General features: G+C 64.2%; 23 protein-coding genes and 1 pseudogene. 9 read left to right on the forward strand and 15 right to left on the reverse strand.

Annotation, left to right across the window (positions count from 1 at the left end; genetic code table 11):
* Positions 1-5: 5 nt before the first annotated feature.
* The 3 genes from WDA27_02400 to WDA27_02410 all read right to left on the reverse strand — a co-directional run bounded on the left by WDA27_02400 (position 6) and on the right by WDA27_02410 (position 3,711).
* Positions 6-554 (reverse strand): hypothetical protein, encoded by a 549-nt coding sequence (locus WDA27_02400; protein MFA5889797.1) that lies wholly within the window; start codon positions 552-554, stop codon positions 6-8.
* A gap of 87 nt (positions 555-641) precedes the next feature.
* Positions 642-2,099: a hypothetical protein gene (locus WDA27_02405; GenBank protein ID MFA5889798.1), complete on the reverse strand. Its 1,458-nt coding sequence runs from the start codon at positions 2,097-2,099 to the stop codon at positions 642-644.
* 106 nt (positions 2,100-2,205) lie between these two features.
* Entirely contained in the window at positions 2,206-3,711 is a 1,506-nt protein-coding gene (locus tag WDA27_02410) for an ABC transporter substrate-binding protein (protein ID MFA5889799.1), read from the reverse strand.
* A gap of 264 nt (positions 3,712-3,975) precedes the next feature.
* Here WDA27_02410 and WDA27_02415 point away from each other — a divergent pair, with 264 nt between their 5' ends.
* The 4 genes from WDA27_02415 to WDA27_02430 are packed head-to-tail and all read left to right on the forward strand — an operon-like array spanning position 3,976 to position 8,047.
* Positions 3,976-4,755 (forward strand): SDR family NAD(P)-dependent oxidoreductase, encoded by a 780-nt coding sequence (locus WDA27_02415; protein MFA5889800.1) that lies wholly within the window; start codon positions 3,976-3,978, stop codon positions 4,753-4,755.
* Positions 4,752-5,819, forward strand: a complete 1,068-nt coding sequence (locus WDA27_02420) for an alpha/beta fold hydrolase (protein ID MFA5889801.1) — start codon at positions 4,752-4,754, stop codon at positions 5,817-5,819. Before WDA27_02415 ends, WDA27_02420 begins: the two co-directional genes overlap by 4 nt.
* Positions 5,820-5,856: 37 nt before the next feature.
* Positions 5,857-6,726, forward strand: a complete 870-nt coding sequence (locus WDA27_02425; GenBank protein ID MFA5889802.1) for a DMT family transporter — start codon at positions 5,857-5,859, stop codon at positions 6,724-6,726.
* A 46-nt stretch (positions 6,727-6,772) separates the two neighbouring features.
* Positions 6,773-8,047, forward strand: coding sequence for an NAD(P)/FAD-dependent oxidoreductase (locus tag WDA27_02430; GenBank protein MFA5889803.1), 1,275 nt, complete (start codon positions 6,773-6,775; stop codon positions 8,045-8,047).
* Between the two features lie 32 nt (positions 8,048-8,079).
* Here WDA27_02430 and WDA27_02435 read toward each other — a convergent pair whose 3' ends face one another.
* Positions 8,080-9,585, reverse strand: coding sequence for an ABC transporter substrate-binding protein (locus WDA27_02435; GenBank protein ID MFA5889804.1), 1,506 nt, complete (start codon positions 9,583-9,585; stop codon positions 8,080-8,082).
* 197 nt (positions 9,586-9,782) lie between these two features.
* Here WDA27_02435 and WDA27_02440 point away from each other — a divergent pair, with 197 nt between their 5' ends.
* The 3 genes from WDA27_02440 to WDA27_02450 are packed head-to-tail and all read left to right on the forward strand — an operon-like array spanning position 9,783 to position 12,885.
* Positions 9,783-10,910 carry a Xaa-Pro peptidase family protein gene (locus WDA27_02440; GenBank protein MFA5889805.1) on the forward strand — a complete coding sequence of 376 codons (1,128 nt, stop codon included), beginning with the start codon at positions 9,783-9,785 and terminating at the stop codon, positions 10,908-10,910.
* A 17-nt stretch (positions 10,911-10,927) separates the two neighbouring features.
* Positions 10,928-11,986: a Gfo/Idh/MocA family oxidoreductase gene (locus WDA27_02445; protein ID MFA5889806.1), complete on the forward strand. Its 1,059-nt coding sequence runs from the start codon at positions 10,928-10,930 to the stop codon at positions 11,984-11,986.
* 2 nt (positions 11,987-11,988) lie between these two features.
* The gene (locus tag WDA27_02450) at positions 11,989-12,885 is read left to right on the forward strand and encodes a hypothetical protein (protein MFA5889807.1); all 897 of its coding nucleotides are present in this window, start codon (positions 11,989-11,991) and stop codon (positions 12,883-12,885) included.
* 62 nt (positions 12,886-12,947) lie between these two features.
* Here WDA27_02450 and WDA27_02455 read toward each other — a convergent pair whose 3' ends face one another.
* Both WDA27_02455 and WDA27_02460 read right to left on the reverse strand, forming a co-directional pair.
* Positions 12,948-13,631: a PIG-L family deacetylase gene (locus WDA27_02455; GenBank protein MFA5889808.1), complete on the reverse strand. Its 684-nt coding sequence runs from the start codon at positions 13,629-13,631 to the stop codon at positions 12,948-12,950.
* A gap of 24 nt (positions 13,632-13,655) precedes the next feature.
* The gene (locus tag WDA27_02460) at positions 13,656-15,161 is read right to left on the reverse strand and encodes an ABC transporter substrate-binding protein (protein ID MFA5889809.1); all 1,506 of its coding nucleotides are present in this window, start codon (positions 15,159-15,161) and stop codon (positions 13,656-13,658) included.
* A 490-nt stretch (positions 15,162-15,651) separates the two neighbouring features.
* Here WDA27_02460 and gdhA point away from each other — a divergent pair, with 490 nt between their 5' ends.
* On the forward strand, positions 15,652-17,013 hold the full coding sequence (gene gdhA / locus WDA27_02465) for an NADP-specific glutamate dehydrogenase (protein ID MFA5889810.1): 1,362 nt from the start codon (positions 15,652-15,654) through the stop codon (positions 17,011-17,013).
* Positions 17,014-17,131: 118 nt separating this feature from the next.
* Here the strand turns inward: gdhA and WDA27_02470 are convergent, their stop codons facing one another.
* From WDA27_02470 to WDA27_02495, 6 genes and pseudogenes are all read right to left on the reverse strand, one after another.
* The gene (locus WDA27_02470) at positions 17,132-19,087 is read right to left on the reverse strand and encodes a CocE/NonD family hydrolase C-terminal non-catalytic domain-containing protein (GenBank protein ID MFA5889811.1); all 1,956 of its coding nucleotides are present in this window, start codon (positions 19,085-19,087) and stop codon (positions 17,132-17,134) included.
* Positions 19,088-19,120: 33 nt separating this feature from the next.
* Positions 19,121-19,288 carry a hypothetical protein gene (locus WDA27_02475; protein ID MFA5889812.1) on the reverse strand — a complete coding sequence of 56 codons (168 nt, stop codon included), beginning with the start codon at positions 19,286-19,288 and terminating at the stop codon, positions 19,121-19,123.
* Between the two features lie 797 nt (positions 19,289-20,085).
* Positions 20,086-20,238, reverse strand: coding sequence for a hypothetical protein (locus WDA27_02480; protein MFA5889813.1), 153 nt, complete (start codon positions 20,236-20,238; stop codon positions 20,086-20,088).
* A 46-nt stretch (positions 20,239-20,284) separates the two neighbouring features.
* A pseudogene (locus WDA27_02485) lies at positions 20,285-20,443 on the reverse strand (IS110 family transposase).
* A 128-nt stretch (positions 20,444-20,571) separates the two neighbouring features.
* Complete coding sequence (locus WDA27_02490; protein ID MFA5889814.1) at positions 20,572-21,318, reverse strand: hypothetical protein; 747 nt, start codon at positions 21,316-21,318, stop codon at positions 20,572-20,574.
* Positions 21,319-21,519: 201 nt separating this feature from the next.
* Entirely contained in the window at positions 21,520-22,098 is a 579-nt protein-coding gene (locus WDA27_02495; protein ID MFA5889815.1) for a hypothetical protein, read from the reverse strand.
* A 649-nt stretch (positions 22,099-22,747) separates the two neighbouring features.
* Here WDA27_02495 and WDA27_02500 point away from each other — a divergent pair.
* Positions 22,748-23,320 carry a hypothetical protein gene (locus WDA27_02500; protein ID MFA5889816.1) on the forward strand — a complete coding sequence of 191 codons (573 nt, stop codon included), beginning with the start codon at positions 22,748-22,750 and terminating at the stop codon, positions 23,318-23,320.
* A gap of 268 nt (positions 23,321-23,588) precedes the next feature.
* Here the strand turns inward: WDA27_02500 and WDA27_02505 are convergent, their stop codons facing one another.
* Genes WDA27_02505 through WDA27_02515 form a run of 3 tightly spaced genes read right to left on the reverse strand, consistent with a single transcriptional unit; the run spans position 23,589 to position 26,432 of the window.
* Positions 23,589-25,010, reverse strand: a complete 1,422-nt coding sequence (locus WDA27_02505) for an ABC transporter substrate-binding protein (GenBank protein MFA5889817.1) — start codon at positions 25,008-25,010, stop codon at positions 23,589-23,591.
* The gene (locus WDA27_02510; GenBank protein MFA5889818.1) at positions 25,007-25,834 is read right to left on the reverse strand and encodes an SDR family oxidoreductase; all 828 of its coding nucleotides are present in this window, start codon (positions 25,832-25,834) and stop codon (positions 25,007-25,009) included. The genes WDA27_02505 and WDA27_02510 overlap by 4 nt, the downstream gene beginning before the upstream one ends.
* 25 nt (positions 25,835-25,859) lie before the next feature.
* Complete coding sequence (locus WDA27_02515; protein MFA5889819.1) at positions 25,860-26,432, reverse strand: hypothetical protein; 573 nt, start codon at positions 26,430-26,432, stop codon at positions 25,860-25,862.
* Positions 26,433-26,453: the final 21 nt, after the last annotated feature.

Below are 26,453 nucleotides of genomic sequence, written 5' to 3' on the forward strand. Positions count from 1 at the left end.
GCCGCTTAGGCCTCGACGCCGGCCGGCGCGCACATAGGGCACGGCGAGAGCTTGCGGCGCGCGACGACGGCGGCGCTCACGGCGCCGGCGCCCGCCTTACCCTTTGCCATCGGACAGTCGGCTCGGTGGTAGTGCGAACCGCGCGCAATCGCAACGAGCGTTTCACCCGTTGGGGTGTCTCCGTTCCTGGCGATCTCCGGCGCCGGGTCTCCTGTCGGCCGGAGAAGAGCCGAGTGCAACTGGGCGACTTTCTCTTCGAGAACCTCGATGCGCTGGAGTTCGCGCCGAAGATCCTCGGTTGCGACGAAGAAAGCGCCTATTGCAACGAGCACCATCCCCGGTATCCCTCCGGATACGAGATATGGGATCTGCTTGGCGACCAGCGCCTGGCGCGAGACGCCCAGATATCCAAGCAGGAGCGCGAGGACCCCCACGGCGATGAGAATCCATCCGACGGCCGGACGCGACGCGCGCGCCGCCCAGCGCCAGAAGAGAGCGGGGTCGGGAACTTGGCCATCCGCGGGAGTTGTGCTGTCGCCGTTCTCTGGTTTCACGCGCCGCCTCTCCTTTGTTTCGTCGATTCCCGGCTCGTCGATGAGACGCCCGTGCACAAGGTCACGTGCGTCTCCGGATCGCGTTGGTCATAGGCCGGAGACGTTGCGGTGATCGCCGTCCGCGGATCTGCGCGGCGTGACCCGCAGCGGGCCCTTGCGGGACATCAGCGCCAAGCCGATCGCGGCAAGCGAACACGCGATGTATAGCATCGAGATGCGACTCGCGGCGATTCCACCGAGGAACTCCATCGCCATCGGCCGGCTCTGCATCACGTCCGGAGACGTCCCCGGCGCTGAAGCCTGGGTTGACGGGGCCGGAGTCCACGCCGCAGTGACCGGCGGGTTCCACGCGGACTCGATTGGCTGCTCGATGCGTGGAATCGGGTCGGAGAGGGGATCCTTAATGACCGGCACCGTCGGCTCGGCCGTCGTTGCGTAGGCCGATGCGCTCGTGAGCCCAAGAACGATGTCTCCAACAAGCGTGGTCCCTGCCGGAACCTGCGATCCGTTCAACTCCCAGTGAACGAGCAGCCCGGTCGCGTCCGACGAGACCGTACCGTCGACTCGCTGATTCGTGGCATCTATGAGGCGAATGCTCTGTCCCGTCGCCTCGAACAGCGTCGCCACCGGACCCCGCAGCGCGCCGATCGGATCCCCTGCCGCGGTCACTCCCTGATTCGTGATCTCGGCTGCTTGTCCTGAAGCCGTAACGTTACCCAGCGTAACCTGCGCATTCTTCTCGACGAGCTTGTCCCCGTTGGAGCGAGCGAACGAGTTCGATTCAATCGAACTGATTCGGACGACGTCGCCGAACAGCGAAACCCCCGACATGCGAACGGTCGCCTCGACCGAAAGCGCGCCGTCCGTGTCGATCGTCTGGGTCGTGAACGACTGCAGGTGACGGACGTAGATCAGCGCATCCGACGGGTTGACTCCATCCGACGCTTCCGCGCCGGGGGAGAGCAACGCGAGGTCGCCGATCACCGCTGCGCTGGAAGCCTCTTCGGAGCCGGCGTGCGCGCGCATGTCGAGGACGCGGAACGACAGCGGGCCCGCCACGACTTCTTGTCCCTCGACGGGCGCTTTGGCATCGGGATTCGACGGATACTGCGCGTCGGCCATCAGCGGGTACGTGGGAATCGCCGGCAGGAACTCGCACGGAAAACCTGCCGAGCAGAAGGGGCCGGTGATCATTGAAAGAACCTGTGCGTTGATGAAAGCGGGTCCTTGCGTCACCAAGGTTCCCGGGTACATCCCGGCGGCGCGCGCGGCAGAGGCGCCACCGGACGTCAGCCGACTGTCGCTGAACGGCGACGACAGGCGGATGATCTCCGAGAAGACCATCGCCGGCTTGGTGTTCACGCTCAGTTCAATTGCCGTCGCGAAGCCTCGTCCGTCGAAGGCTGCCGGCGGGCTCGCGGCTCGTGCCGACGGGGGGATTACCGCGGCCGTGACCGCAAGGACCGCACCCGCCAGGACGCACGCCTTCCCAAGCCGCCCGCTTGAGCGGGCGACCGTCTCCGAGAACTCGCGGGATCGTGACATATCTCTATTTGGTCAACGACTCAACCACAATAAACGAAGCGTTCGTCACCTAACGATTCGACGGGGGATGCCCGTGTCCTGCCGGCGTGCTCAAGAGGTGAAGTGGTCATGTCCCGTCGTCCTCCATGGGGTGCGGATACCAGTGTGTGATGAAACGGGCGAATGGGCTGGTTTGCGCCACCCATCCGCCGCCGGAGTCCAGCCAGCGCGCGACTGAGATGAGCTGTTCCACGGGTTTCGTGAAGTTGGTGCTGTTCACCCGCCACCGGTACGCCTCGGGAGTCATAAGGTCCGCCGTCGTTGCTCCTTCGCTCGCGCGCAGCCATTGCACGAGTCCCTTGCGCGTGACGTTGGCCCCCATCGAACGGATGCCTTCGGTGAGGAAACGCGCGGCCGCCCACCCTTCGACGGCCCACTGCTGCATCGTGAAGTTCGGGTCGTAGCGACGCATCGCGGCGCGGAACTTCGCGATCTCCGGATTGCTCGTCATCGTGTACGGCACGGAGTTGCCGTTGACGTAGATCGAGTTGCGACACGGGGCGCTGAAGTCCTTGCCGATAGCGCTCGTCCAGTTCGCGACCGAGGCGACTGCCGCCTTGACCTCGAAGCCGTAGCGGTCCATCGCTTGGCACACGTTCATGAACCCGGCAGTGTCGATCACTTGCCAGAAGGCCTCAACGCCCGCTGAGCGCATGTTGATGATGTCGGTGTCCCAGGATGGGCTTGCGGGGTCCTTGCCCGCGCCGCCGTTGGGCGTGTAGACGACTTCGATGCCCGACTTCTCGAGCATCTCGATCACGACCGCCGCCCGGTTCGAGGAAGCCGGGATCGCGTAGAAGAGGACCGCAGCCTTCTTGATGCCCAGGTGCTGTTTGAACCAAACATGCGGCGCGTTGTTCTCATAGAACGTGCCGTTTACGCCGACGCGCTTCCCGTCGCGTGGGTACCCCGCGGCGCCGTAGGCCGAGAAGAACATCGGGTACTTGTAGTACGCGCTCCCCACCGGGATTCCGCCGACGTCGGGGACCCCGGCCGCGTTCACCAGCCCCGCACCGGCGTACGCATCGGTGTTGTTGGCGACGAGGGCGAACACCTTCTCCTTCTCGATGAAGTTGCGCGCGCAGGCCTTGTTCGCCTCGGGGTCCTCGCGGTCGTCGCAGGTGAGGAACCTGATCGTTCGTCCATTCACGCCACCGGATTCGTTCAACGATTGAAAGAATGCGCGCGCGCCGTGAGAAGGCCCACTGAACATCTCGGGTCCGAGAGGTCCGCCGACCGGCGTGATGTTCCCAACGGTGATCGTTGTTGCAGTGACGCCGCGGTCGGATGCGAAGTTAAGAAAGGACCCCTCGCCGGGAGCGGTTGTGGGTCCGGACCCCGGACCGAAGCCGGTCGATCCGTTGCCGAGTGTGGGTCCGTTTGCAGTTGAACCTGTTGATTGCGTGTCCGGAGACGTTTCCCACGACGAGAACTCGTCGCCTCCGGCACCGGCCCGCTGCGGGTTCTCCCCGGCCGCCTGGAAGTTGAATGCGGTGTCGGACAGCCGCGTGCCGCATGCGGTGGCGACGAGTGTCAGGACCGTGAGAGTGAGGAGGAAACGCCGCCTATTCATGAAAGACTCGCCCCCGATGTCATTTCTCCGACCCGGATCTTCCCGCGCTACCGGCACAGCCCTCGGCTCGCCGGTGGCAGCGGATGGTAGCAGCGGCGTGCGCAATATCCCGATTCGAAAGCGAAGTGCGCGTCCGTCGACGTGTTGCGTACTTGGAGCACGAAGTGGATACGATCCGCAAGGAACGTCGATGAGGGGAGATGCGGTGGCCAAACGCGATCCGGCGGACCCAGTCTGATGAGGCTCGAAGGTGCGGTTTGTATCGTGACCGGTGCCTCCCGAGGGATCGGTCGCGAGGTCGCCCGGGCGCTGTACGTGCGCGGGGCTCGGGTCGGGCTCGTCGCCCGCGACCGGGTTGGTCTGGATGCGGTGGTGAGTGCGCTCGGGGATCGAGCCCTGGCCGCAGTGGGCGACGTTTGCGACCCGGATTCGTTGCGAGCCGCGGTGGACGCGGTGGTGGGCGAGTTCGGCCCGGTGGACGTGCTGGTCAACAACGCCGGGATCGGCGCCTACGAGTCCTTCGTCGAGGCCGATCCCGAGGTGTTCGAGCGACTCATGCGAGTCAACTACTTCGGGACGGTCGAAGCCACGCGTCTGGTGGCCCGATCAATGCTCGAGCGAGGGCGCGGCCACATCGTGAACGTGGCGTCGATTGCCGGCCGGCTCGGGGCTCCGTTCGAGTCGGCCTACTCAGGCTCCAAGTTCGCCGTCGTGGGGTTCAGCGAAGCGTTGGCCGCCGAGTTCGGCCCGCTCGGTGTGCAGGTTTCCCTCGTCAATCCAGGTCCGGTCGCCACGTCCTTCACCGAGGCGCGCGGGGTGCCCTTCCAGCGGCGCTTCCCGCGGCCTTTGCCTCCGACTCGCGTGGCGCGCGCGGTCGTGCGCGCGATCGAGCGGAACCGGTTCGAGCAAACATTGCCGCACTGGCTGGGCGTTGGGATCGTTACCCGAGCCATTGCGCCTTCCGTCTATCGCCGCGGCTTGGTGCGCAACGTCGGCGCTGAGGCTCGGCGCAGTTGGTCCGCAGGATCAGGCAGAACACCTTGAGCAAGACTCGACGATTCGGCTCGGCGCTCGCGTCCGGAGCGGCCGCGGCAGGCGCAGTGAGGGTCGGGCGTTTCTACCGATCGCTGGCGTACGCGACCGGTCAGACGGAGCGGGTTGTCGCCGTTACCAGTGACGGATGGCGACTCTCGATGGCCCGATATCAGGCAGTCGGGACTCCCAAGGGGGTGATCGTTGCCGGTCACGGATTCGCGGGTTCGAGCCTCATATGGGACCTGGCGCCTTCGGCAAGCTTGGCCCGGTATGCGGCCGCTGCAGGCTACGACTTCTACGCGCTCGACCTGCGCGGCCGGGGCCGGAGCTGGCCGGCCTCCGGACCCGCACGAGACCTGCACTGGAGCTTCGACGACTTCGTGTTCCACGACCTACCCGCTGCTACTTCGACCGCCCGCGAGCGATCGCGGTGCGACACTGTGTTCTGGCTCGGGCTGGAGATGAGCGGCCAGGCCATCTACGCCGCGTCGATTTCGAGCACGGTCGAGGTCGCCGGCGCGGTTACCTTCGGTTCACCGGTCCGGACTCCCGCCGACGCCAAGGTGCCCGGGGTCACCGCCGCCCCGAAGGCGCGACGCCGCGGGCGGGTGCTGTTCCGTGCCGGCGCGCACCACGCCGGACCGATCCTTGCCCTGTTGCGGTCCGGTCAGCTCGAGTCGAGCTTCGTTCCCGCCAACGTCGATCCGATCGTGCCCGCTCGTTACTTGCGACACGGAGTCCCGAACGAGTCGACGCGCCTGGCCGATCAATTCACCGACTGGGTCGCTAACGACACGATGCGCAGCATGGATCACGCGACCATCTGGGCCGATCGCCTGGACGAGGTCCGCGTGCCACTGATGATGTGGGCGGCGACCCGGGACCTCCAGCGTCCTTTGCCCGCTGTGCGCCGCGCCTTCGACGCGATGGGGAGCACCGACAAGACCTTCGTCGAAGCCGGCCGGTCGACCGGGTTCTCGGTCGACTACGGCCATGACGATCTGGTCGCGGCAAAGTCGTCACCGACCGAGGTGTTCCCTCGGATCATCGAGTGGATCGATCGCCGGGTATGACGGTCTGCGGTAAAGGCCATCGGTCGCGGAGTCGCCGATGATCCCGGTCTTCATCGCGCTCGTCGCTGCGGTCGTCGTCGGGGTTGGAGCTTCGCACCAACAGGTGGCCGCGCGCCAGGAGGAACCCCATGCGGTGATGGATCCACGACTTGTGCTGCGGCTGTTACGGCGCCGACGGTGGCTCATCGGCGTCGCCATCACTCTCGGCGGTTTCGGGCTCCAGGCCGCGGCCATCGCCACCGGCCGCCTGGTGGTCGTCGAGCCGCTACTTGCCACTCAAGTTCTCTTCGCGCTGCTCGCGTCCGTCCGCCACAGCGGCCTTTCGCTGGGCCGCCGGGAGTGGTTCGGTGCCGCCGCGACTGTCGTCGGCGTCGGTGGGTTCTTGGTGGTGGCCGCGCCGACGGCGTCCGACAGCGCGTCTCAGTTCGTGCCGTGGTCGGTCCCTCTGGGGGGCGTGGCGGTCGTGGTCATCATCGGCGTGATGGCCGCGTCGCGGATGGGGGCCTCTCGTCGAGCCCTCACGCTCGCCCTCCTCGCGGGGCTCGCGTTTGGGTGTTCCGACGCCCTGATCAAACTCGTCAGCCGGATCGTCGGCGACCTTGGCGTTGGCGCGTTGCTCGGCCACTGGGGCCTGTGGGCCTGGCTCGTGATCAGTCCCGTGGCGTTCTTGCTTCAGCAAAGCGCCTATCACGCCTCGCACCTGGCCGCCGCGCTGCCGGGCACCAGCAGCCTCCAACCCACGACTGCCGCCCTGCTCGGCGTGGCGATGTTCGGCGAGCACGTCCGTGGCGGCGGCGCTGTGCCGGTCGAGGTGGCGCTCGTTGCACTGGCGCTCGCGGGCGTGGTCTTGCTCGCGAGTTCCCCGTTGATCGAAGGAGAGAGGTTGTCCGATGTCCGAAGAAGTTGAGGTAGATTCCCCTGCGATCCGGACGTCCTCAAAGGAGAAGTCGCACATGGCTGAACCGGTCCGTGCTGATGTCGTCGTTATGGGCGCCGGCGTGGCCGGTGTCGCTGCAGCCCGGGCGTTGGCCCAGGGCGGGCTCAAAGTGGTTGTCGTCGAGGCGGGCGATCGGGTCGGCGGGCGGGTTCACACGGTTCGGGACCTCACCGGGTATCCCGTTGAGGCCGGCGCGGAGTTCATCCACGGCAACCGCGCGGCGACCTGGCAGGACGTGCGGGCCGCCGGGCTGGTCACCGAGCCGGCGCCCTACGTGTGGTCGTGGTTCAATCTCGCTGGGACCACCCGCTGGTTGCCGTTTCACTTGGCTCACCCAGGGGTCTGGCGTTCCTTCGACATCCTGTGGTCTCTGCATCGTATCGGCGACCGTGACGAGAGCGCGGCCCAATTCATCGCCCGCAAGGGATACCGGGGGCGAGCCCGAGAGTTGGCGCAGCTCACTCTGACCGCTCACCTCCCGGGCAGCGTTGACGAAGTCGGTGTCGCGGGCCTGGGTGCCGACGGGATCCTGCATCTGGAGGGCGGCGTCAACCACCGCGTCACCAGCGGCTACGACCTTCTTCCCGCGCACATCGGGACGGGCCTGGATATTCGCTTTGGGTTCCGGGCACGGCGCATCGCCTGGGCGCCGGACGGCGTGGAGATCACCGCGGCCGACGGGGCGAAGGTGACGGCGCGGGCCGCCGTCTCGACGCTGCCCCACGGCGTGTTGACGCGCGGCGACATCGAGTTCGAGCCCGGGCTGCCCGCAGCCAAGAGCGACGCATTGAACCGTTTGGCAACGGGGCCTGTCGCCAAGGTGCTTCTGTCGTTCGAAGATCCGTTCTGGCCGACGCGAGCGTCGCAAGTGGTCTGCGGTTCCGGCCCGGTCACGCTGTACTGGCCTACGTCGTTTCGCACCGACGGCCCGCCCACGCTTAGTGCCTACGCGACCGGACCGCGCGCCCAAGCGCTGTCCGATGCCGGAGCCGAGAAGGCGCTCGACATCGTGCTCGACGACCTGGTGCGGGTGTTCCCGGGATCGCGACCTCGGTCATCCTTGCGGGGCTGGCGGTTCGTGGACTGGATGACCGACCCCAACGCACTCGGGGGTTACACGTTCCTGCCACCCCGCGCGATTGGAGCCCGCCAAGACCTCGCCGCGCCAACTACAGGAGCGTTGTTCTGGGCGGGGTCCGCAACGGAGTCACGTCCGGTCGCGGACACCGTCGAAGCCGCCTACCTGAGCGGCCTGCGGGCCGCGCGCCAGGTTTCTTCTCTGTTGCGCTGATCGGCAGGCTCAGGCCTTAGAGGGCGACGTTGTTATGTTCCGTCGTCCTCGATCGGGTGCGAATACCAGGGCGTGACGAAGCGAGCCCACGGACCGGTTTGGGCCACCCATCCTCCGGCGGAGTCCTGCCAGCGCGCGACCGAGATGAACTGGCGCCGTGGTTTGGAGAAGTTGGTGCTGTCCGCGCGCCATTGGAACGCGTCGGGTGTCATCACGTCCGCCGTCCAAGATCCGTCGCTCGCGCGCAGCCACTTCACGAGTCCTTGGCGCGTGACGTTGGCCCCCATCGAACGGATACCTTCGGTCAACAGGCGCGCGGCCGCCCAGCCTTCGACCGCCCACTGCTGCATCGCGAAGTTCGGGTCGTATCGACGCATCGCCGCGCGGAACCTGGCGATCTCAGGGTTGCTCGTCATCGTGTAGGGAACCGAGTTCCCATCTACGTAGATCGAGTTGCGACACGGAGCGCTGAAGTCCTTGCCGATGCGGCTTGTCCAGTTCGCGACGGTAGCGATTGCGGCTTTGACTTGGAAGCCGTAGCGGTCCATCGCCTGGCACACGTTCATGAACCCTGCGGTGTCGATCACTTGCCAGAAAGCCTCCACGCCCGCCGATTGCATGTTGATGACATCGGTATCCCATGACGGACTTGCAGGGTCTTTGCCGGCGCCGCTGTTGGGCGTATAGACGACTTCGATGCCCGATTTCGTGAGCATGTCGATCACGATCGCCGCTCTGTTTGAGGACGCTGGGATCGCGTAGAAGAGCACCGCCGCCTTCTTGATTCCCAGATTCTGCTTGTACCAAAGGTACGGAGCATTGGTCTCGTAGAACGTCCCCTTCACTCCGACGCTCTTCCCGTCGCGCGGATACCCCGCGGCGCCATAGATAGTGAAGAACATCGGGTACTTGTAATACGCGGTCGCGACCGGAATCCCGCCGACGTCGGGGACCCCGGCGGCGTTGAGTAGGCCCGCCCCAGCGTAAGCGTCGGTGTTGTTGGCGGCGAAGGCAAAGACCTTCTCCTTGTCGATCAAGTTGCGCGCGCAGGCCTTGTTTCCCTCGGGATCCTCGCGGTCGTCGCAGGTGAGGAACTTGATCGTTCGTCCGTTCACGCCGCCGGATGCGTTCAGCGCCTGAAAGTAAGCGCGCGCGCCGTGAGAAGGTCCGCTGAAGGCCTCGGGTCCCAAAGGCCCGCCGACGGGCGTGATGTTTCCAACGGTGATCGTCGTCGCGGTGACGCCGCGGTCGGATGCGAAGTTGCGTGAGGACCCCTCGCCGGGACCGGTTGTGGGTCCGGACCCCGGGCCGAAGCCGGTCGATCCGTCGCCGAGTGCGGGTCCGTCCGCGGTTGAACCTGTTGATTGCGCGTCCGGAGACGTCTCCCACGACGAGAACCCGTTGCCTTCCGCCCCGGACCGCTGCAGGCTGTCCCCGGTCGCCTGGAAGTTGAATGCAGTGTCGGGCAGACGAGTGCCGCATGCGGTGACGACCAGCGCCAAAACCGCGAGCGCGTGGAGGAAACGCAGCCGATTCATGAAAGACCCGCCCCCGATGTTATTCTCCGACCGAAGCTTCGCGCGTCACCGGCACAACCCTCGACTCGCCGGCGGCAGTGGATGGTAGCACCGGCGGTCGCGAAGTCCTGATTCGAAATCGACGGGTCGGGTGCTGTGCGCCCCTCGTGAGGCAGGCGCACGGTTGCTTTCATTGAAGATTCTCTGAGGAGGCGCACATGGAGCCCATCGGCTTCAGTAAGCAGAGAGCGAACGAGATGATGGGCGCGCACGGGGTCGACGTCATGGTCCTGACTTCCGCGGAGAACGTCTTCTACACGTCCGGTCTGCCTGTCCGTCATGTCGAGCACAACCCGATTCTGTTCGTGCTTGCGAACCAGTACCCGACCATGACCGTGATCTCTCGCGACGGTGACGATGCGGCCGTGTCCTGGATTCTGTTTGATCCGACGCTCACCTGGATCTCGGACTTCTCTGGGGTGCTGACTAGAGACGCCGCAGTCGAAGCGGTCGTGGCCAAAGTGGCTGCGCGTGCGCAATCGAAGCTGCGGATCGGGATCGAGAGCAGCGCGCCCTTCTACGTCGTCGAGGCCTTGCGCGCGGCCTACCCCAGCGCGGAACTGGTCGTGATCGATGATGTCTTGCTTCGGCTGCGTGCGGTTAAGACCACGGAGGAGATCCGGCGGATTCGTGAGGCGACACGCATCGCGGAGAAGACGATCGCCGCTCTGATCGAGAACCTCACCGAGGGCATGTCGGACTTAGAGATGCTGAAGCTCGCGAAGATCACGACGCTTCAGGAAGGCGGCAGCGGGACCAACCACATCACGCTGAGTATCGGCGACAGCGATCCGGAGGCGCCGGGGACGGGACGGCGAATCGAAAGGGGCGAGTTGACTCGCTTCGACACCGGCGCGATGTACGGCGGATACGTCTCCGACGTGTCGCGTCACGCGTGCATCGGGGACATCCCCTCGGATGCTCAGAGCATCGTCGCGTACACGGCCGACTTGCAGCAGGCGTACGTGAACGAGATCCGCACGGGGGTCACGGCGGGCGAGATCGAGGACCTCATAGCCAAGGACTTCCAGCGTCCGTCGGAAGTGCCGGTCTTCACGATGGGCCACGGCGTTGGGATCAACACCGAAGAGATGCACTTCTTCCCCACGATGCTCGCCGGTCGCAGGGAGTGGGTCTTCGAGGAGGGAATGGTCTTCGATTTGGAATCGTGGGCCCTGTACCCGCCGTACAAGAACCGGCTCATCGGAATGGAAGACACCTACGTGGTCGTGGACGGTCGATGCGAGAGACTGACCACTTTGGACCGCAAGATATTCTCGCGTTAGGCCGGCGGGAGACGAGGATGAAGCAACTGAGAGTCGGGGTCGTCGGCATGGGTTTCGCCGGCTGGCTGCACGCGAGTTCGTACAACATGCTGGGGGACAAGGCGAAGCTCGTCGCCGTGTGCGACTCGGACGAGGAGAAGGTGGCGAACCTCGCCGAGCAGCTCGGGACCTTGGCGATCACGGACTACGCGGCGCTGCTCGCGCGCGCCGACATCGACGCGATCGACGTCTGTGTTCCTCACCACTTGCACAGGCGATTTGCAGTTGAGGCTGCGCGCGCCGGCAAGCACATCCTGTTGGAGAAGCCGATCGCGACGAGTATCGAGGACGCCGATGCGATCATCAGTGCGGCGGCTGAGGCGGGAGTCACATTGATGGTCGCCGAGAACCATCTCTTCTTGCCCGCCAACCGCAAGGTGAAGGAGATCATCGACTCCGGGGAGATCGGTCGCGTGTTTCTCGTGCGCGCATACGAGGGTGCGATAAGCGAGCTGACCGTTAACCCGAATCCAGAGGACTGGCGGACGTTGCCGAACAACGAGGGCGTGCTGCTCGACATGGCGGTACACAAGTTCGCGATGCTCCGGTGGATGCTCGGCGACATCGCGTCGGTGTTCGCGGTGAAGGAGAAGCTCGTCGTGACCGACCTTGCGCCGAACTACGACGACACGGCGCTCGTCACCGTGAAGTTCGCGAGCGGCGCGGTCGGCGAGATCGTCGTTACGTCGGGCGTCGCCGGCGGCGAGACGAATTCGCTGGAGGTTTACGGCACCGACGGAACGATCCTGGAGAATCACATGTGGCCGCGACCGGTGATGTACATGTCGCGAAAGACCTCAAAGAGCACCTGGATCTGGGTGTATCCGGTGAAATGGCGCCGGCCGAAGCTTGAGCACGGACCCTTCCCCCAGTACTACGAGATCTCGTTCCGCGAAGAGGTCGAGCACTTCGTGGACTGCGTCCTGCAAGGGAAGATCCCGGACATGACCGGTGAGGACGCGCGCGAGTCGATTCGCGTCGCGATCGCCGCGAGCGAATCCGCCGCGCGCAAGCAGTTCGTAGATGTGAGGGCCTGATCGTGCGCGTGCAGATCGGGTTCTTCGTCGCCCTGCTGGGCACGGCAATGACGCATTCCGGCATGGTCTTTCTCAAGCGCGGAGCCGATCAGGTCCCGACGATCACATGGCGGATGGGCTTGGGTATGTTTCGTGAGTTGTTCCGGTGCAAGATCTGGGCGCTCGGAACCTCGATGCAAGTGGGATCGTTTGCAGCGCTGATGGTGACACTGTCGCTGGCGCCCGTGACCGTTGTTATGCCGGTGTGGAACTCGGGAATCCTCATCTTCGTCTTCCTTAGTCTCGTGTACTTGAAGGAGCGGCTCTCCACGACGGAGAAGCTTCTGGTCGGTGTCGTCGTGTCGGGGCTTCTGGTGCTCGGTCTGAGCCTTTCGGGGTCCGAGGAAGTCGTGCGTCCGGTTCCCAACGGGCCTGTCGCGTTGTTCTGCGCCGTGGCGCTCGTGCTCGCGTTCTCCGTCGTCGGCGTGAGCGCGCGCGCGCGCAAGACCGCGGACTGGGGGATCGGGATCGCTGTGGTTGCCGGCACGCTCGCCGGACTTGCGACCGTCGTGCAGAAGGCGTTCGTGATGTCGTTTGCCGGCTCGCCGCGCACGGCACAGATCGTCGTCTACGGAGCGGCAATCGTCGTGACGAACGTCACGTCGTACATGATGTTGCAGGGCGCGCTGCAACGCGGGAAGGCAATCAACGTCGTGCCTGTCCTCTCGGGTCTTGGCGGAGTACTGCCGATTCTTGCCGGATTTGCCGCGTTTTCCGAAGGGTTGCCGCCGTCGTGGCGCGCGGTTGCGCGCGTCGCCGCGATCTCACTCATCCTTGTCGGCGCGCTCGGACTCTCACGCTTCAGCGAGGTTCCCGAATCTCATGGGGCTCCCGACGTCGTGTCGGACCCGGCCACGTAGGACGCGGCGCCCGTCACGCTCTCGGAAGACGCCCCCGGCGGCGAGGGAAGTCCGACGTACTACTACCCGAAGCGCCAGTAGCGCTCGGGCGCATAGGCGTCGTCCTCGACCAACCCGCCGAGCACCTTCATCTGTGAGACGTATTGCCCCAGGGATTTCCGCTTGAGCGCGAGGGGCGCGCCCGGCAGTTCGATACTCTCGGGCTCGCCGATGGAGCTCATCCGGAGGAGGCGCTCCGCTGTGAGATCGGGGCACTGCTTGCGGTAGAGGGCATCCTCGTAGACGCTCCACGGGCCATCCCGCCGGCCGGTTACGATGAGGCAGGCTTCCGACGTCAGGACGTGATCATTCGATCCGATGCCGAGCGGCAGGAAGACGCGGTCGGGAGCGATCTCGCGCACGACGGCCTCGATCGCCGGCACGATCTCGTCCAGGGTGGGACGATCATCGTCCGCGTACTGCCAGTCCAGGAAGTCCAGGTACCGCTGCGAGGTCCCGAGAACTTCCAGCGCGTTGAAGTCCTCGACCCGACGCATCGCCACGATGTCGTCACCCTCGGCGAAGCCGCCCCAGAGGTCCCAGTCGGTGGGCGGAGAGGGGTATGCGGGAGGCTTACCTCCGAAGACGGTCACGACGGCTGCCGAACCCGAATGGGCCCCCAAGAGCTGGCCGCAAGACAGAACGGCGTCATCGAAGTGAGGAGAGACCACGAGGATCTTCTCGGGAGTTGTCGTTTCCAGTGCCATCTGCTCTCCTCGTTCACGATGACGTTACGTTCCGTCGTCTTCCATGGGGTGCGGATACCAGTGCGTGACGAGGCGGGCCCACGGATTGGTTTGGGCTACCCACCCGCCGGCGGAGTCCTGCCAGCGCGCGACCGAGATGAACCCGCGCCGGGGTTTCGAGAAGTCGGCGCGGTCGGCTCCCCACTGGAACGCGTCGGGTGTCATCACGTCCGCCGTCCAAGATCCGTCGCTCGCGCGCAGCCACTTCACTAGTCCTTGGCGCGTCACGTTGGCTCCCATCGAACGGATACCTTCGGTCAACAGGCGCGCGGCCGCCCAGCCTTCGACCGCCCACTGCTGCATCGCGAAGTTCGGGTCGTATCGACGCATCGCCGCGCGGAACCTGGCGATCTCGGGATTGCTCGTCATCGTGTACGGCACTGAACTGCCGTACACGTAGATCGAGTTGCGACACGGAGCACTGAAGTCTTTGCCGATGCGGCTCGTCCAGTTCGCCACCGAAGCGACCGCGGCTTTGACTTGGAAGCCGTAGCGATCCATCGACTGGCACACGTTCATGAATCCCGCTGTATCGATCACTTGCCAGAAGGCCTCGACGCCGGCCGAGCGCATGTTGATGACCTCGGTGTCCCAAGAGGGACTTGCGGGGTCCTTTCCGGCACCGTTGTTGGGTGTATAGACGACGTCGATGCCCGATTTCTTGAGCATCTCGATCACGATGTCGGCACGGGTCTTGGATGCAGGAATGGCATAGAAGAGGACCGCAGCCTTCTTGATGTCTAAGTGCTCCTTGTACCAAATCATCGGCGCGGCGCTTTCGTAGAACGTTCCCTTCACTCCGACGTTCTTCCCGTCGCGCGGATATCCGGCGGCGCCATAGATAGTGAAGAACATCGGGTACTTGTAGTACGCCGTCGCGACCGGAATCCCACCGACGTCGGGGACCCCGGCGGCGTTCACCAACCCGGCGCCAGCGTAAGCGTCGGTGTTGTTGGCGGCGAAGGCAAAGACCTTCTCCTTGTCGATCAAGTTGCGCGCGCAGGCCTTGTTTCCCTCGGGATCTTCGCGGTCGTCGCAGGTGAGGAACTTAATCGTTCGTCCGTTCACGCCGCCGGATGCGTTCAACGCTTGAAAGTAAGCGCGCGCGCCGTGAGAAGGCCCGCTGAACATCTCCGGACCGAGCGGCCCGCCGACAGGCGTGATGTTTCCAACGGTGATCGTCGTCGCGGTGACGCCGCGGTCGGATGCGAAGTTGCGTGAGGACCCCTCGCCGGGACCGGTTGTGGGGCCGGACCCTGGGCCGAAGCCGGTCGAGCCGTTGCCGAGTGAGGGTCCGTTTGCGGTTGAACCTGCTGATTGCGCATCCGGAGAGGTTTTCCACGACGAGAACCCGTTGCCTTCCGCGCCGGGTTGCTGCAGGTTATCCCCGGCGGCCTGAAAGCTGAATGCGGTGTTGGGCAGACGAGTGCCGCATGCGGTGACGACCAATGCCAAAACCGCGAGCGCGTGGAGGAAACGCAGCCGATTCATGAAAGACCCGCCCCCGATGTCATTCTCCGACCGAAGCTTCGCGCGTCACCGGCACGACCCTCGACTCGCCGGCGGCAGTGGATGGTAGCACCGGCGCTCGCGAAGTCCTGATTCGAAATCGACGGGCAGGGTGTTGCGTGCCCCTCGTGAGACGGACGCGCAATCGCTTCGTATTCCTCAGCCTCGCGTACCTGAAGGAGCGGCTTTCGACATACGAGAAGCTCATGGTTGGACTTGATGTGTCCGGGCTCTTGGTGCTCATCCTCATCGGCGCGCTCGGCTCTTGCGCTTCAGCGAGGTTCTCGAACCTCATGAGGTCCCCGAGGCCGCTCCGGACGCAGCCGTCTAGGACCTGCCTTGGCTCATTTCTTGATGTGCTCGAGGTCGGAGGCGCGAAGGCCTGGACCCATGACCCTACGCATCCAGTGATTACAGGCGTACATTGCCAACGTCACTGCATGCGGCATGCCATCGGCAGGAAGTGAGGGTCATGAGTGCTCCCGTGGATTTGCTCATGGAAAGCGTGATCGCAAACAACCCGGGCGAAACTGAATTCCACCAAGCCGTTCACGAGGTTGCGCGGTCGGTCGAGCCCGTGATCGCGGCTCATCCCCAGTACCGGGAAGCCAAGATCCTGGAACGAATGATAGAGCCCGAGCGAGTGATCATCTTCCGAGTTCCCTGGGCGGACGACGGCGGCGAGATTCACGTCAATCGCGGCTTCCGGGTTGAGATGAGCAGCGCGATCGGTCCCTACAAGGGCGGGCTCCGGTTCCATCCGACCGTCTACCTAGGCCTATTGAAGTTCCTTGCGTTCGAACAGGTCTTTAAGAACGCGCTCACGACCTTGCCGATGGGGGGAGGCAAAGGAGGCGCCGACTTTGACCCGAAGGGCAAGAGCGATTCGGAAGTCATGCGCTTCTGCCAGTCGTTCATGACGGAGCTGTATCGCCACATTGGACCCAACACCGATGTGCCTGCCGGCGACATCGGTGTTGGGTCGCGCGAGATCGGATACTTGTTTGGTCAGTACAAGCGGATTCGCAATGAGTTCAGCGGCGTGCTCACCGGCAAGGGGATGGAGTGGGGCGGCTCGTTGATCCGCCCGGAAGCCACCGGGTACGGCTCGGTGTACTTCGCGCACGAGATGCTCACCTCCCGCCACGATGCGCTGGAGGGAAAGGTGTGCCTCGTGTCGGGCGCGGGCAACGTCGCTCAGTTCACCGTCGAGAAGCTGATTGCCATGGGCGCTAAACCTGTAACCCTGTCGGATTCCGGCGGGTTCATCTTCGACCCTGCGGGGATCAACATCGACAAACTGCAGTGGGTGATGGATCTCAAGAACGTGCGGCGCGGGCGGATCGAGGAATACGCGGAGCACTTCGAGGGCGCGACGTTCACGGCCGCCGACCCCACGGCGGATCACAACCCCCTGTGGAGCGTTCCCGCCGACTGCGCGTTCCCGAGCGCAACGCAGAACGAGATACGCGCCAAGGACGCCGCCGATCTGCTGAGCAATGGCGTAAGTGTTGTGTGCGAAGGCGCCAACATGCCGACGGTTCCGGACGCAGTTCGCCAATTCGTGGAGGCCGGAATCTTGTTTGGTCCCGGCAAAGCAGCAAACGCCGGCGGCGTTGCGGTGTCCGGACTCGAGATGTCTCAAGATGCGCTGCGGCTTTCGTGGGCACGCGAAGAAGTCGACCACCGGTTGAAGCAGATCATGAAGGCGATTCACCAGCAGTGCCGTGAAACCGCCGAGGAGTACGGCACGCCCGGCAACTACGTCAACGGCGCCAACATTGCGGGCTTCGTCAAGGTTGCCGACGCGATGCTCGACCAAGGTCTCGTTTGAGACGAGCCGTTCTGCTTCGCATCAACCGACGTTCCGCGCTGGGGAAGCGTCGGAACCGGCGGTTCGGTTTGCGGCGCAATCCGGGTTGGTCGGTGGCGATGCGTGAGATGTGAAGCGTTCAGCGGGTCGGCAGGGTCAGGGTTGTCGAGGAGATCGCAACGACGCCGGGGATGTTGTTCGGTTGGTAGTAGGGCTGGTCGTTCGAGGTCACTTCGAGTTTGATCGAGTGTCCCGCGAGCCACCGGTATCCGTTTGGCGCCAGCTGGAACCTGGCTTTCAATCCAGCGCTCGGCCCGTCGAGCGAGCGATAGACCCCCCGAGTCACCAGCGCTTGCTGCCCGCTTACCGGATCGACATCCCACAGTCTTGCGGCGAGCGTTGTGTCCGGCGCGGTGGTCGTGAAGTCGACGTCGACGACGGGTGCCCCAAGCATCGTGACATCGTCCGTCACCGGGAACACGTATGTCGCGGCGTTTGGATCCGCGATGCTCGAGTCGATCTTGCGACACCCTCGGTAGGACTGCGGGTTTTGCGTGATTGCGGCTTGAGTGACCGGATCGGTCAGGATGCCGACGCGACTCGGTCCTGCCGTGGTCGTGGTCTGCGCCTCGGTCGAGGTCCATGTCGCGACCGTCGGGTGGAGCCCGCTCCATGTCGGCGCTGTTACGAGTTCCATAGGCGCGTCGTGGTTCAAGCAGCGCGTGATCGCGGCGGTGACATCGAACGAGGGTGCCGGACCCACTCCTTTCAGGTAGTAGTCCAGGAACGCATTCATGGCTTCGTGCGCCGCATCCCATTCGTCGATGCGCTCGGCCGCGTAGTCGTGACCGAAGTCGCCGAAGAAGAGCTTGATCGGATAGGCGGGGTCGTAGTCGCGCAGCGTGTTCGCCGCCTGCAAGGCGTGGAACGCCGTTAACAGCGGATCGGTCTCACCCTGTACCCAGAAGATCGGGATCAAGCCGTCGACCGGGATCCCGCGCGCCGACTTGTAGGTCCCGTACTGCTCGATCGCGTTCGCCAGTACCGGATCTTCGGCGGGGAACGGGTTCCCCGCGAGCATGCGCGCGGTCGCGGTCGTCGTGTCGGCGGTCGGGTCGACCCCGGGCGCAGGAGCGTAGCCGTTGCCGAGTGGGTGGGCCGCCGCCCACACGGCGGTGACGTAAGACTGAATAGGCACGCCCACGGGGTCGGCGTGGTCACCGTCGGGGACGGATTCACCGTCGGAGTTCCTTCCGTTGGGCGCGACGGTCTCGATGAAGTCGAACCACGTGTAGAGCGGGACCGCGACCGTCCACCGCAGCGGCTCGGTGCCGTCGGGTGTCGTCCACGGTGCGAACTCGCCGTCTGCCTTCCCGGCGCAAGCATCGACGCCGGTAATCTGCGCATCGGCGCCGCAACGGATCCGGTCCCGCAGGAATGCGTTCTGGATGGTGTTGCCGCCACCGAATGAACCGCCCGTGATGGCGAGTTTCGTCGCGTCCGCAACGCCCGAAGCAACCAGCGCGCCGGTGAGCCATTGGGTGTCGCGGACTTCCCACCGCTGATCTCCGGTGTGGATCCAGTACTTGTATGACTGGCACTCCACCGAGGGCGCGACGTAGGGGATTGCACCCGGCGACTGCGGACCGCACGAGTCGTGCCAGCCGCGCATCGTGTAGGTGAGCACCGCGTACCCGCGCGAGGCGAACCAGATGTTGTTCCAGTGCGCGTTTGAGCCTCGTCTGAACTCCGAACTCACGGTGTCGGAGCGCCCGGTCTCTTCCCAGATCGTCTTGTCGTCGGTCCAGCCGTGATTCATCGAAACCAAGGGCAAGGGACCGGACGCATCGCACGGGAGCGTAACGTCTACCGACAGTGGGAGTCCGTCGAAGCTCGGCACCGTCCCGCGCCACATCGTGTAGCGGACACCGTCCTTGCTCAGGAAGTCACTCGGGGAGAGTGAGGCTCCCGGAATCCCGGCGAAGGGCGTTGCGGAGTTGGCCGCGCACGCAACGGCGTGCGCGGCCGGGCTCACCAAGAGAGATCCGACGAGGCTCGCCGCAGCGAGCAGTCCGAGCAAATGACGATGGCGCATCTGTACCTCCGCAGGTTTTGGTTTCGTCGCCTCTCAGCCCGCGGTCGTAAGGATGACCTCGGACGGACGCATCTGGTCGTGGTAGACGAGGTTGCGGCCGGCGTACGGCAGCGGTTCGTGGTTGGGGGTGTCGGATGAACCGAACCACACCAAGAGCCGGTGCCCGGGCGCGATCGTGTAGGCCGTGTCCCAGATATCCATGCGGTATTCCAGCACGGCCCTCTGAACTGCTGTGCGGTTCGGTTTCGTTCTTCGGTCTCTTGGCTAGGGCTTTCTCTGTTAGGAGCAGTTCGCCCTGAGGATGGGTGCCGGGGGGGTTCCTCCGACCGCCGGAGAAGAAAGCGTAGGAGGCTCAGCGCTTGGCTCGCCAGGGCGTACGTCCGGAAGCCCGTTATTAATGCCGACCTGGGTCTGTCCTACGCCGACCTCGCCACCGGTCGTTCCTGGCGTTGTGATGGTCAACGTTCCTGGCGTTGTGATGGTCAAGGTTCCGCCCTTAACCCCGTACTGAATCACCGCGAGGCAGGCGGGTCCCAGGCTCGGGACGCTTACGTCTTTGGTCGTTGGGGCGACTGGGGGGAGCGGGGTCCCGTGTCCATCAAGGAGGGATATCATTGTGGGCGCCCTGACGATTCCTTGTGCGGTTTCGACGGCATCCGGCCCCCCGTAGAGCGCACAATAGAAGGGAATCCATAGGGGATCGCCAGCCAAATGACCCGCGCAGTCGTATAACACATCCCCTGCCGTAGCATGGGCTGCTCCCGCGCCTGCCCCGAGGAAGAGGCCTATCATCAAGGAGATTGGCACCGCCACTCGCGTTATTCTGCGCATTCTGCGTTCCTCCATTTCTTGTGGGCGAGCACGAACCATATCGATTCTCGAATCTCCATAGGTTTCCCCCTTTATACCGATCTTACCGATAATAGGAGCATAAGAGGTAATTAAGACAATTGCCAACAAGCCGTGTTGACTCAGGTGAAAATCCCCGAAGCGTCCAGTCATGCGGCATCCACCGGATCGAGGGTCTCTCGATAGCCGAGCCTGTTGAGTTGGAGGATGAGCTTTGTTGCTGTCCTTGCGGGGTCGTTGCGACGGAGGAAGTAGTCGCCTCCGAGATCGATCACTTCCTCTTCGAGCGCCTGGCGTAACACAGGGATCTTGACCCGGGCAACTCCGGTTAAATGGAGACCCCCAACGCAACTCTCGGATCGGCTTGGGTGGCACGAACGAAGGACGTACCAGACCATGCTCGATGAGCTGCGTGATCCACTCAGCGTCACGCACGTCGGTCTTGCGTCCAGGGACGTTACGCAAATGCTGCGCGTTGAGCAGCCAGCATTCCACCCCGTCCTCGAGCACATGCCCCTGCGCGCGCCGCGCTTGCGTTGTCGAGCCGGTCCACCGGCGGAACATCTTTAGGTGAAATGCAGACGACTTCCCTCACCCGGACGGGAAGTCGTCTGCATCGTTACGGTGACGCGTTGTTACTCGCCGAGCCCCCAGTACGCAGCAGGCTTCGGTCGGTGACCGGAAAGGTGGCAGTTCCAGCATGCCGCCCCGCCGACTTGTGGTTCGGGGTCGGCGAGCCCCCTGTGGCAGTAGTGGCACGAGGGCGATCCCGCCTGCACTGCCGCCGGATCGAAGACCGGCTCCTCGGCGTTGACCAACGCCGCGTGCGTTGTGTGGGCGGGTGAGGTGAATCCACCCTGATCCGCGATGTGGCACTTGCCGCAGCCGAAGTTGTCCGCCCGGCCGTGCACCGTGTGACACGCCGCGCATCCCTGCTTGTCGTAGTTCTCGGCGTGCTTGTTGTCGTACGTCTTCGCTCCGGTCGCGGGATCGACGTGGATCGCCGCGTCGAGCAATGCCTTCGGGCTGATGTCTTGGTCAACAACGCCCGGCGCCTTGCCCAGCACGTTCATGAAGCCGGATTCGGTGATGGTCTTGCCCTCGACCCAACTGTGACATCCGACGCAGGTGGCCGGAACCGCAGGGTCGGCTTCCGTTCCGTCCGATCGGATCGGCCAGCCTTTTGTTCCCAATACCGGCGTCTCGCCTGTTCCGCGCCAGACCCAGCGTCCCTTGCCTTCTGCGCCCGTCTGGCCCTTTTCGCGCATCCACGAACGCTGGCTCCGAACAGTGTCGGCGCTTGCCAGCAAGGGCAGGAGTGCGATCAGGCCCACGAGCAACGTCCCGAGCGCCACCAACGTCCAACGCTTCCTCGTCTTCATTGCGATTCCTCCCGCCGCCGATCCCTAACGAACTTGCCCCCGACACCGCAAAACCGTCCGAACATGTCGGAATTATCAGTGTTGGTCCTAATTGTCTTGTTACACCCAATAGCTGGGTGCGTCAATAGAAGACCCTAGGGTCAAGACCCTAATCTCCTGAAACTACCGCTTTGGGTGCACTTCGATGCTGCGGCGGGCCTCTTAGCCGTCCCAGGCGCCATCCGCGATCGCCCGTCCGGCCGGCGGGTTTTGAAGTTCTATGAAGGCTCGTTCTCTGATGAGGACCGGATGGACCAGGCGATTCCCTTGGGGCCTCGTGCCGAGATAGACGGTGATCGTCACCCGATCCGCACCTTCAACAACTTCGATGTGGTGAAGTCCCTCCGGTTGTCCCCGCTCGAAGATGACCTCCAGAGCAGTCCGGTCGCGCGCCCATGCGACTCCCTTCAAGGGAACCGCATGAGGTCTGACGAGCTGGGGGTCCGGTTCCGCCAGGCGAAGACGGAACGGTTCTGGGGGCGTCAAGGAATGAAGTCGGTGACGCTCGATCAAACGCAACTGCGGCAGTCCGGGGTCTTCAGGCATCTCCCGGGCGTCTTTCGGGGTTTGGCAGACGAGTGTGATCTCGTGCCCGTCTTCCGACAGGCCCTCGGCGACGATGCGAACTCCGCTTTGGAACAGCACCGTTCGCAGAGCCGCGAGTCGCACGTCTTGCTCGGGGCGCTGGACTGGGGACCCCTGGACCCGGTAGCGACGGATTTCTCCTGCGGCAGTCGGCATGACCCAACACCCCTTGCCGAGAACGTTACTTCAACGCCCCGCAGGAAGGTTCAGCAGTGGCGCATGTCCGCGCAGGAGTCGGAGCCGATCTGATATGCGGATTGGGTCGACCTCGGTGGTGGGCCCCTTGTCAGCCTAGGGCTGGGCGACCTCCAGGGGCTCGGGTTCGTGACGCCGGCCGAGCACCACGAGGGCCGACACATCGCGATCATCGCCGCCCGCAAGCATGGTATGCAGGAAACGCGCACGCTACGGTGAATCAACGCATGCGGAGGGGCTGCGGACAGACGATGAGTGAGAGGATTCCCTTACGGATTCCGGTGAAAGGCTCAGGCGCAGTCAATGACGGCCGCTGCGATCTTGGCTGGTATGGCTCCTGGGAAAAGAGCCCTCCTGGTGCTGATGACATCTACTTATATACCTGCGAGATGCACCCAGCCGGGACCACCCGCAGGAGAGAAGTGATGGCACACGAGTTCGGACACGCACTCGGGCTAGCCGATGGTTGCATCGAGCACCAGGGCCTTTCGTATCTGATGATGGGCGGGCCGGACAGCGTCGATCCGTTCGCCGGATTCTGCGGCTGCATTGGCCCTGGGCAGCATGAGAAGAATGACTACTACGCGCGATGGGGATGTTTGGAGCCTCTATGTTCGCAACCAGGGTAATGACGCTTCTCGGTCGGCGCAGCATCGCAACGGTGCTCGCCTTGGTAGCGTTGGCCACACCTCTCGTGTACGAGGCCTACATGCGTTCCGTCGCGGCCACCTTCGAGATTCGGGCATTCTCGCGGGATCTGTCGGATCCGCGACGACTGGCCGGTTTCGCTGACGATGTTTTCGTCGGACGTGTCGAGGGTGAGGGTCGCTTCTACGACCTGGATTCGACAGTCAATCGAACAGTATTCCCGGTTCGCGTTTTGGAGGTTCTGAAGGGTGACGTGCCATCTGCCGATATCCTCGTGAATCAAGTCGGGGGCGAGGATCAGTACGGAAACGTGTGGCGAATCGAGGGTGTACCTATGCTTCAGCCAAGCGAGACATACCTGTTCGCGACACGATCTTCGGGAGACGACTTCCTCGGCGAGACTGCGACGCCGGGTGTAGGTCACACGCTCCTAGCGTCTGATGATCAGCGGCGACGGCTTGTTCGCCGGTTCCGCGATGCGATCCAGTCGGCGATCCCTTACGACGTCCCCAATCCCGCGCGATCTGACAGGTAGTTCTCGTTCCGCCGTTGGCAGAGAGGGTGCGCGCTTAGTTCGCCCGCTGACGACTAACCTCGATTCTCGGTTCAGCGCGGACATCCGCAAGTCGCTGCCGATCTGCTCACAAGCCCCGGACGCGGGCCGGCCGAGGGAGACGCGTTGATCAGATGGATGGAGCAGAACGAAGATGCCTGGCGTTCTTGATCCCGAGTACCCAAGGGTCTCGAAGCATCGAGAACCAGGCGGCGAGATGCTGGTGAGTTGCACAACCGAGGCGACGGTGTCAGCCGAAGGGCTTCGAGGGGCGGCGCAAAGCGTAGCCTTTGGAGTCGTAGTCCCAGCACTCCCATGAGGGGTAGACGTCTTCCCAGCCGCCGTCATTCCACCTCTGCACCTCGACGCAGCGCACGGCATCATGGGTGTTTGGCGCATACGTCATTGGCGGGGCAACATCGGCCTTGAACTCGCGAAGTGTCTCCAGAGCGGCGACGAACTTCTCACGCGTGGGGTTGGGTCCGGCGCGACGCAGACCTTCGACGAACATCTGTGCCGCGGTCCACGAGACCTCGGCGACTGCCATGACCGACGTTCCCGGGTAGTAGCGATGAAGGGCCTCGACGTAGCGTCGCGGTCCGGGCAGGTTCATGTGCAGAGACGGCATCAATTGCGTTTCGAGGTTGATCGCCTTCGTCTTCTCAAGTACGTCCGCGACGTAGTCGTTGCGCTCCGTGTCGGCGAAGCCGGTGCTGAAGACCTGCGGATACCAGTTCTGTTGAGCGAGCGCCTGAAACAGCCGCACGTAGCTCATCGGATCGAGTCCGGCGAGGATCGAATCGGCTCCCATCGTTCGCCAGTTGAGGACCTTGGCGTTGTAGTTGGTCTCGGTTGCATCGATCTTTTCGTAGGCGACGGGAGCGGCGCCCTCGCAACGCTCCATTCCTCTTTTGATGCCCTCGAGCATTTGGTCCGAGTAGGGAAGGTTCACGACCGCCACGGCCGGATGTTTCACGCCGGCTTCACATGGGAATCGGGCGAGCCCCGCACCGGCCTTGGCGAAGTTCGCGTTCGTGGGGAAGAAGCCTGGAGGGCCGAATTCCTGAGGGACACCGAGCCCTCCGATTACCGGCAGGCCGGCCTCGGCGAAGTAGGCGCTCGCCGCCGGCTCGGAGTTCGGAGCCAACCACCCGACGATCGCGAAGACCTTGTCTTGCTCGGCCAGACGCCGTGCGGCGTTGAGGCCCTGGGTCGGGTCGTAGCCGTCGTCGTAGGAGATGAACTCGATCTTGCGGCCGTGTACGCCGCCCTGGGCGTTGATCATCTGGAAGTACGCGCGCGCCGAGTAGTCGGCAGGTCGCGCGTCGAAAGGCCCGGTCTCGGTGAATATCCCTCCAACCTTGATGGTTCCCCGGGATACGCCGGCGCTGGAGTCCGTCCGGCGCTTCGAGCCGGGCGTGGCGGCTTGGGACGCGCCGCGCGTTGCCGCGAGCTCAAGCAGGCCGGGACCGCGGGCGGATGCGGCCGACGGGTCGGCGGAATCGGTACCCGGCGCGGCTTCGCCGTACTGGGTGGCGAACGAACCCGAGTTCGCGGATTCCTCGCCGAGGTCTTTGTAGTAGTTCACGACGAGTGTGCCGAACAAGAGTGTGAGCGCGCAGGCCACCGCAAGCAAGCGCTTGAAGGTCGGGTCCGGTCGCTCCGAGTTCACGCGTCCTCGAGTCGAAGCTTGCGCAGTTTGCGGGCGTAGAGGAGTTGGCCGCGCATCACCATGCGAGGCGACGTCCGGTACAGCCGCCACAGCAGCCGAACGTAGATGCCGATGGTGATGATCCCGCGGTTCCGGTTCACTCCCCGAAGGATGACGCGCGCGCACCGCTCCGGACTTGTGAAGAAGAAACTCGGGATCTGGGCGATGAGCTTGTCTTCATCCACGTTGACGTGTCTGGAACTCGTGTAGAACCGCGTCTTGATGAAGTCCGGGCAGACAACGCTCACGCGCACCCCGAGCGCCGCGCCTTCGACGCGAAGCGAGTTGGACAGGCCGACCACCGCGTGTTTGGAGGTGACGTAGGCAGTCTCCATCGGCACGGGCACCAGGCCGACCATGGATGCGACGTTGACGATGTGCCCGTGGCCCTGCCGTTCCATGATCTTGTACGCCGCGTAAGTTCCGTTGATGACCCCCCAGAGATTCACGTCCAGCACGCGTCGGAACTGGCTCATGTCTAGGTCGCGAAGTTCGCCGCCGACGGCCATTCCGGCGTTGTTGAACATGTAGTCGAGGCGGCCGTGTTTGGATGCGATGTCCCCGATGAGGCCGGCGACCTGCTCTTCGCTCGACACGTCCAGCGCGAAGGACTCGGCAGTGCCGCCGGACGCGACGATCGAGGACGCAACGTCTTTTGCGCGGCCTTCGTCTATGTCGGTCACGTATACGATCGCGCCGCGCTTCCCGAGTTCCTTCGAAAGCGCTTCGCCGATTCCCGACGCACCGCCCGTTACGATCGCGACCTTGTCTCGTAGGTCGGCCATGGAATCCTCCCTGCAGGTGTGAGTGCTAGGCGTGCTTCGGCGATTCGCGCAACGCGCGCAACAACAGGAATGCGTAGGGGATTAGCGCGAGCGCTTCGAGCCAGATCAGGGAAACGCCGACCGGGCTCGACAGGAAGTCCGTGTAGCGGTGGGCGACCCCCGCGACCCAGTCTGCGCCGTCGCCCGCGTACAGCATCCGCTTGAGTCCTGTGCCGTCCCATCCGTAGGTCACCAGGAACAGCGGCAAGGCAACGCTCCAGACAACCTGTGCGATCGCGGCGATCGTCTTCCCTTTCCTGAGAAGTGCACGCGTGATCGTGAAGCCCGCCACCCCCATGAGGATCATGGCGATGGCCGCCGCGCTGGCCAGCCACGGCGGGTAGTCGGAGGCGCTTGTTGCGACAAACATTGATTCCCACGCGGGGAATCGCCAGCACAGGTAGATGACCTGAGGAACAAACGCGAGCGCAAGCCACAAGACCGTGGCTACGAAATACTTGTCGCGCAGAGGGGATTCCTCTTCGCCGGCTTGCTTGCTCGATGCAATCGCCAGTCCGGCGGAGAGGCCGTAAGACAGGAATACGTCGACTTGCAGCATGTTGTCCGGGCTCCTTGATTC

Source organism: Actinomycetota bacterium, from assembly GCA_041658565.1.
GTDB lineage: Bacteria > Actinomycetota > AC-67 > AC-67 > AC-67 > JBAZZY01.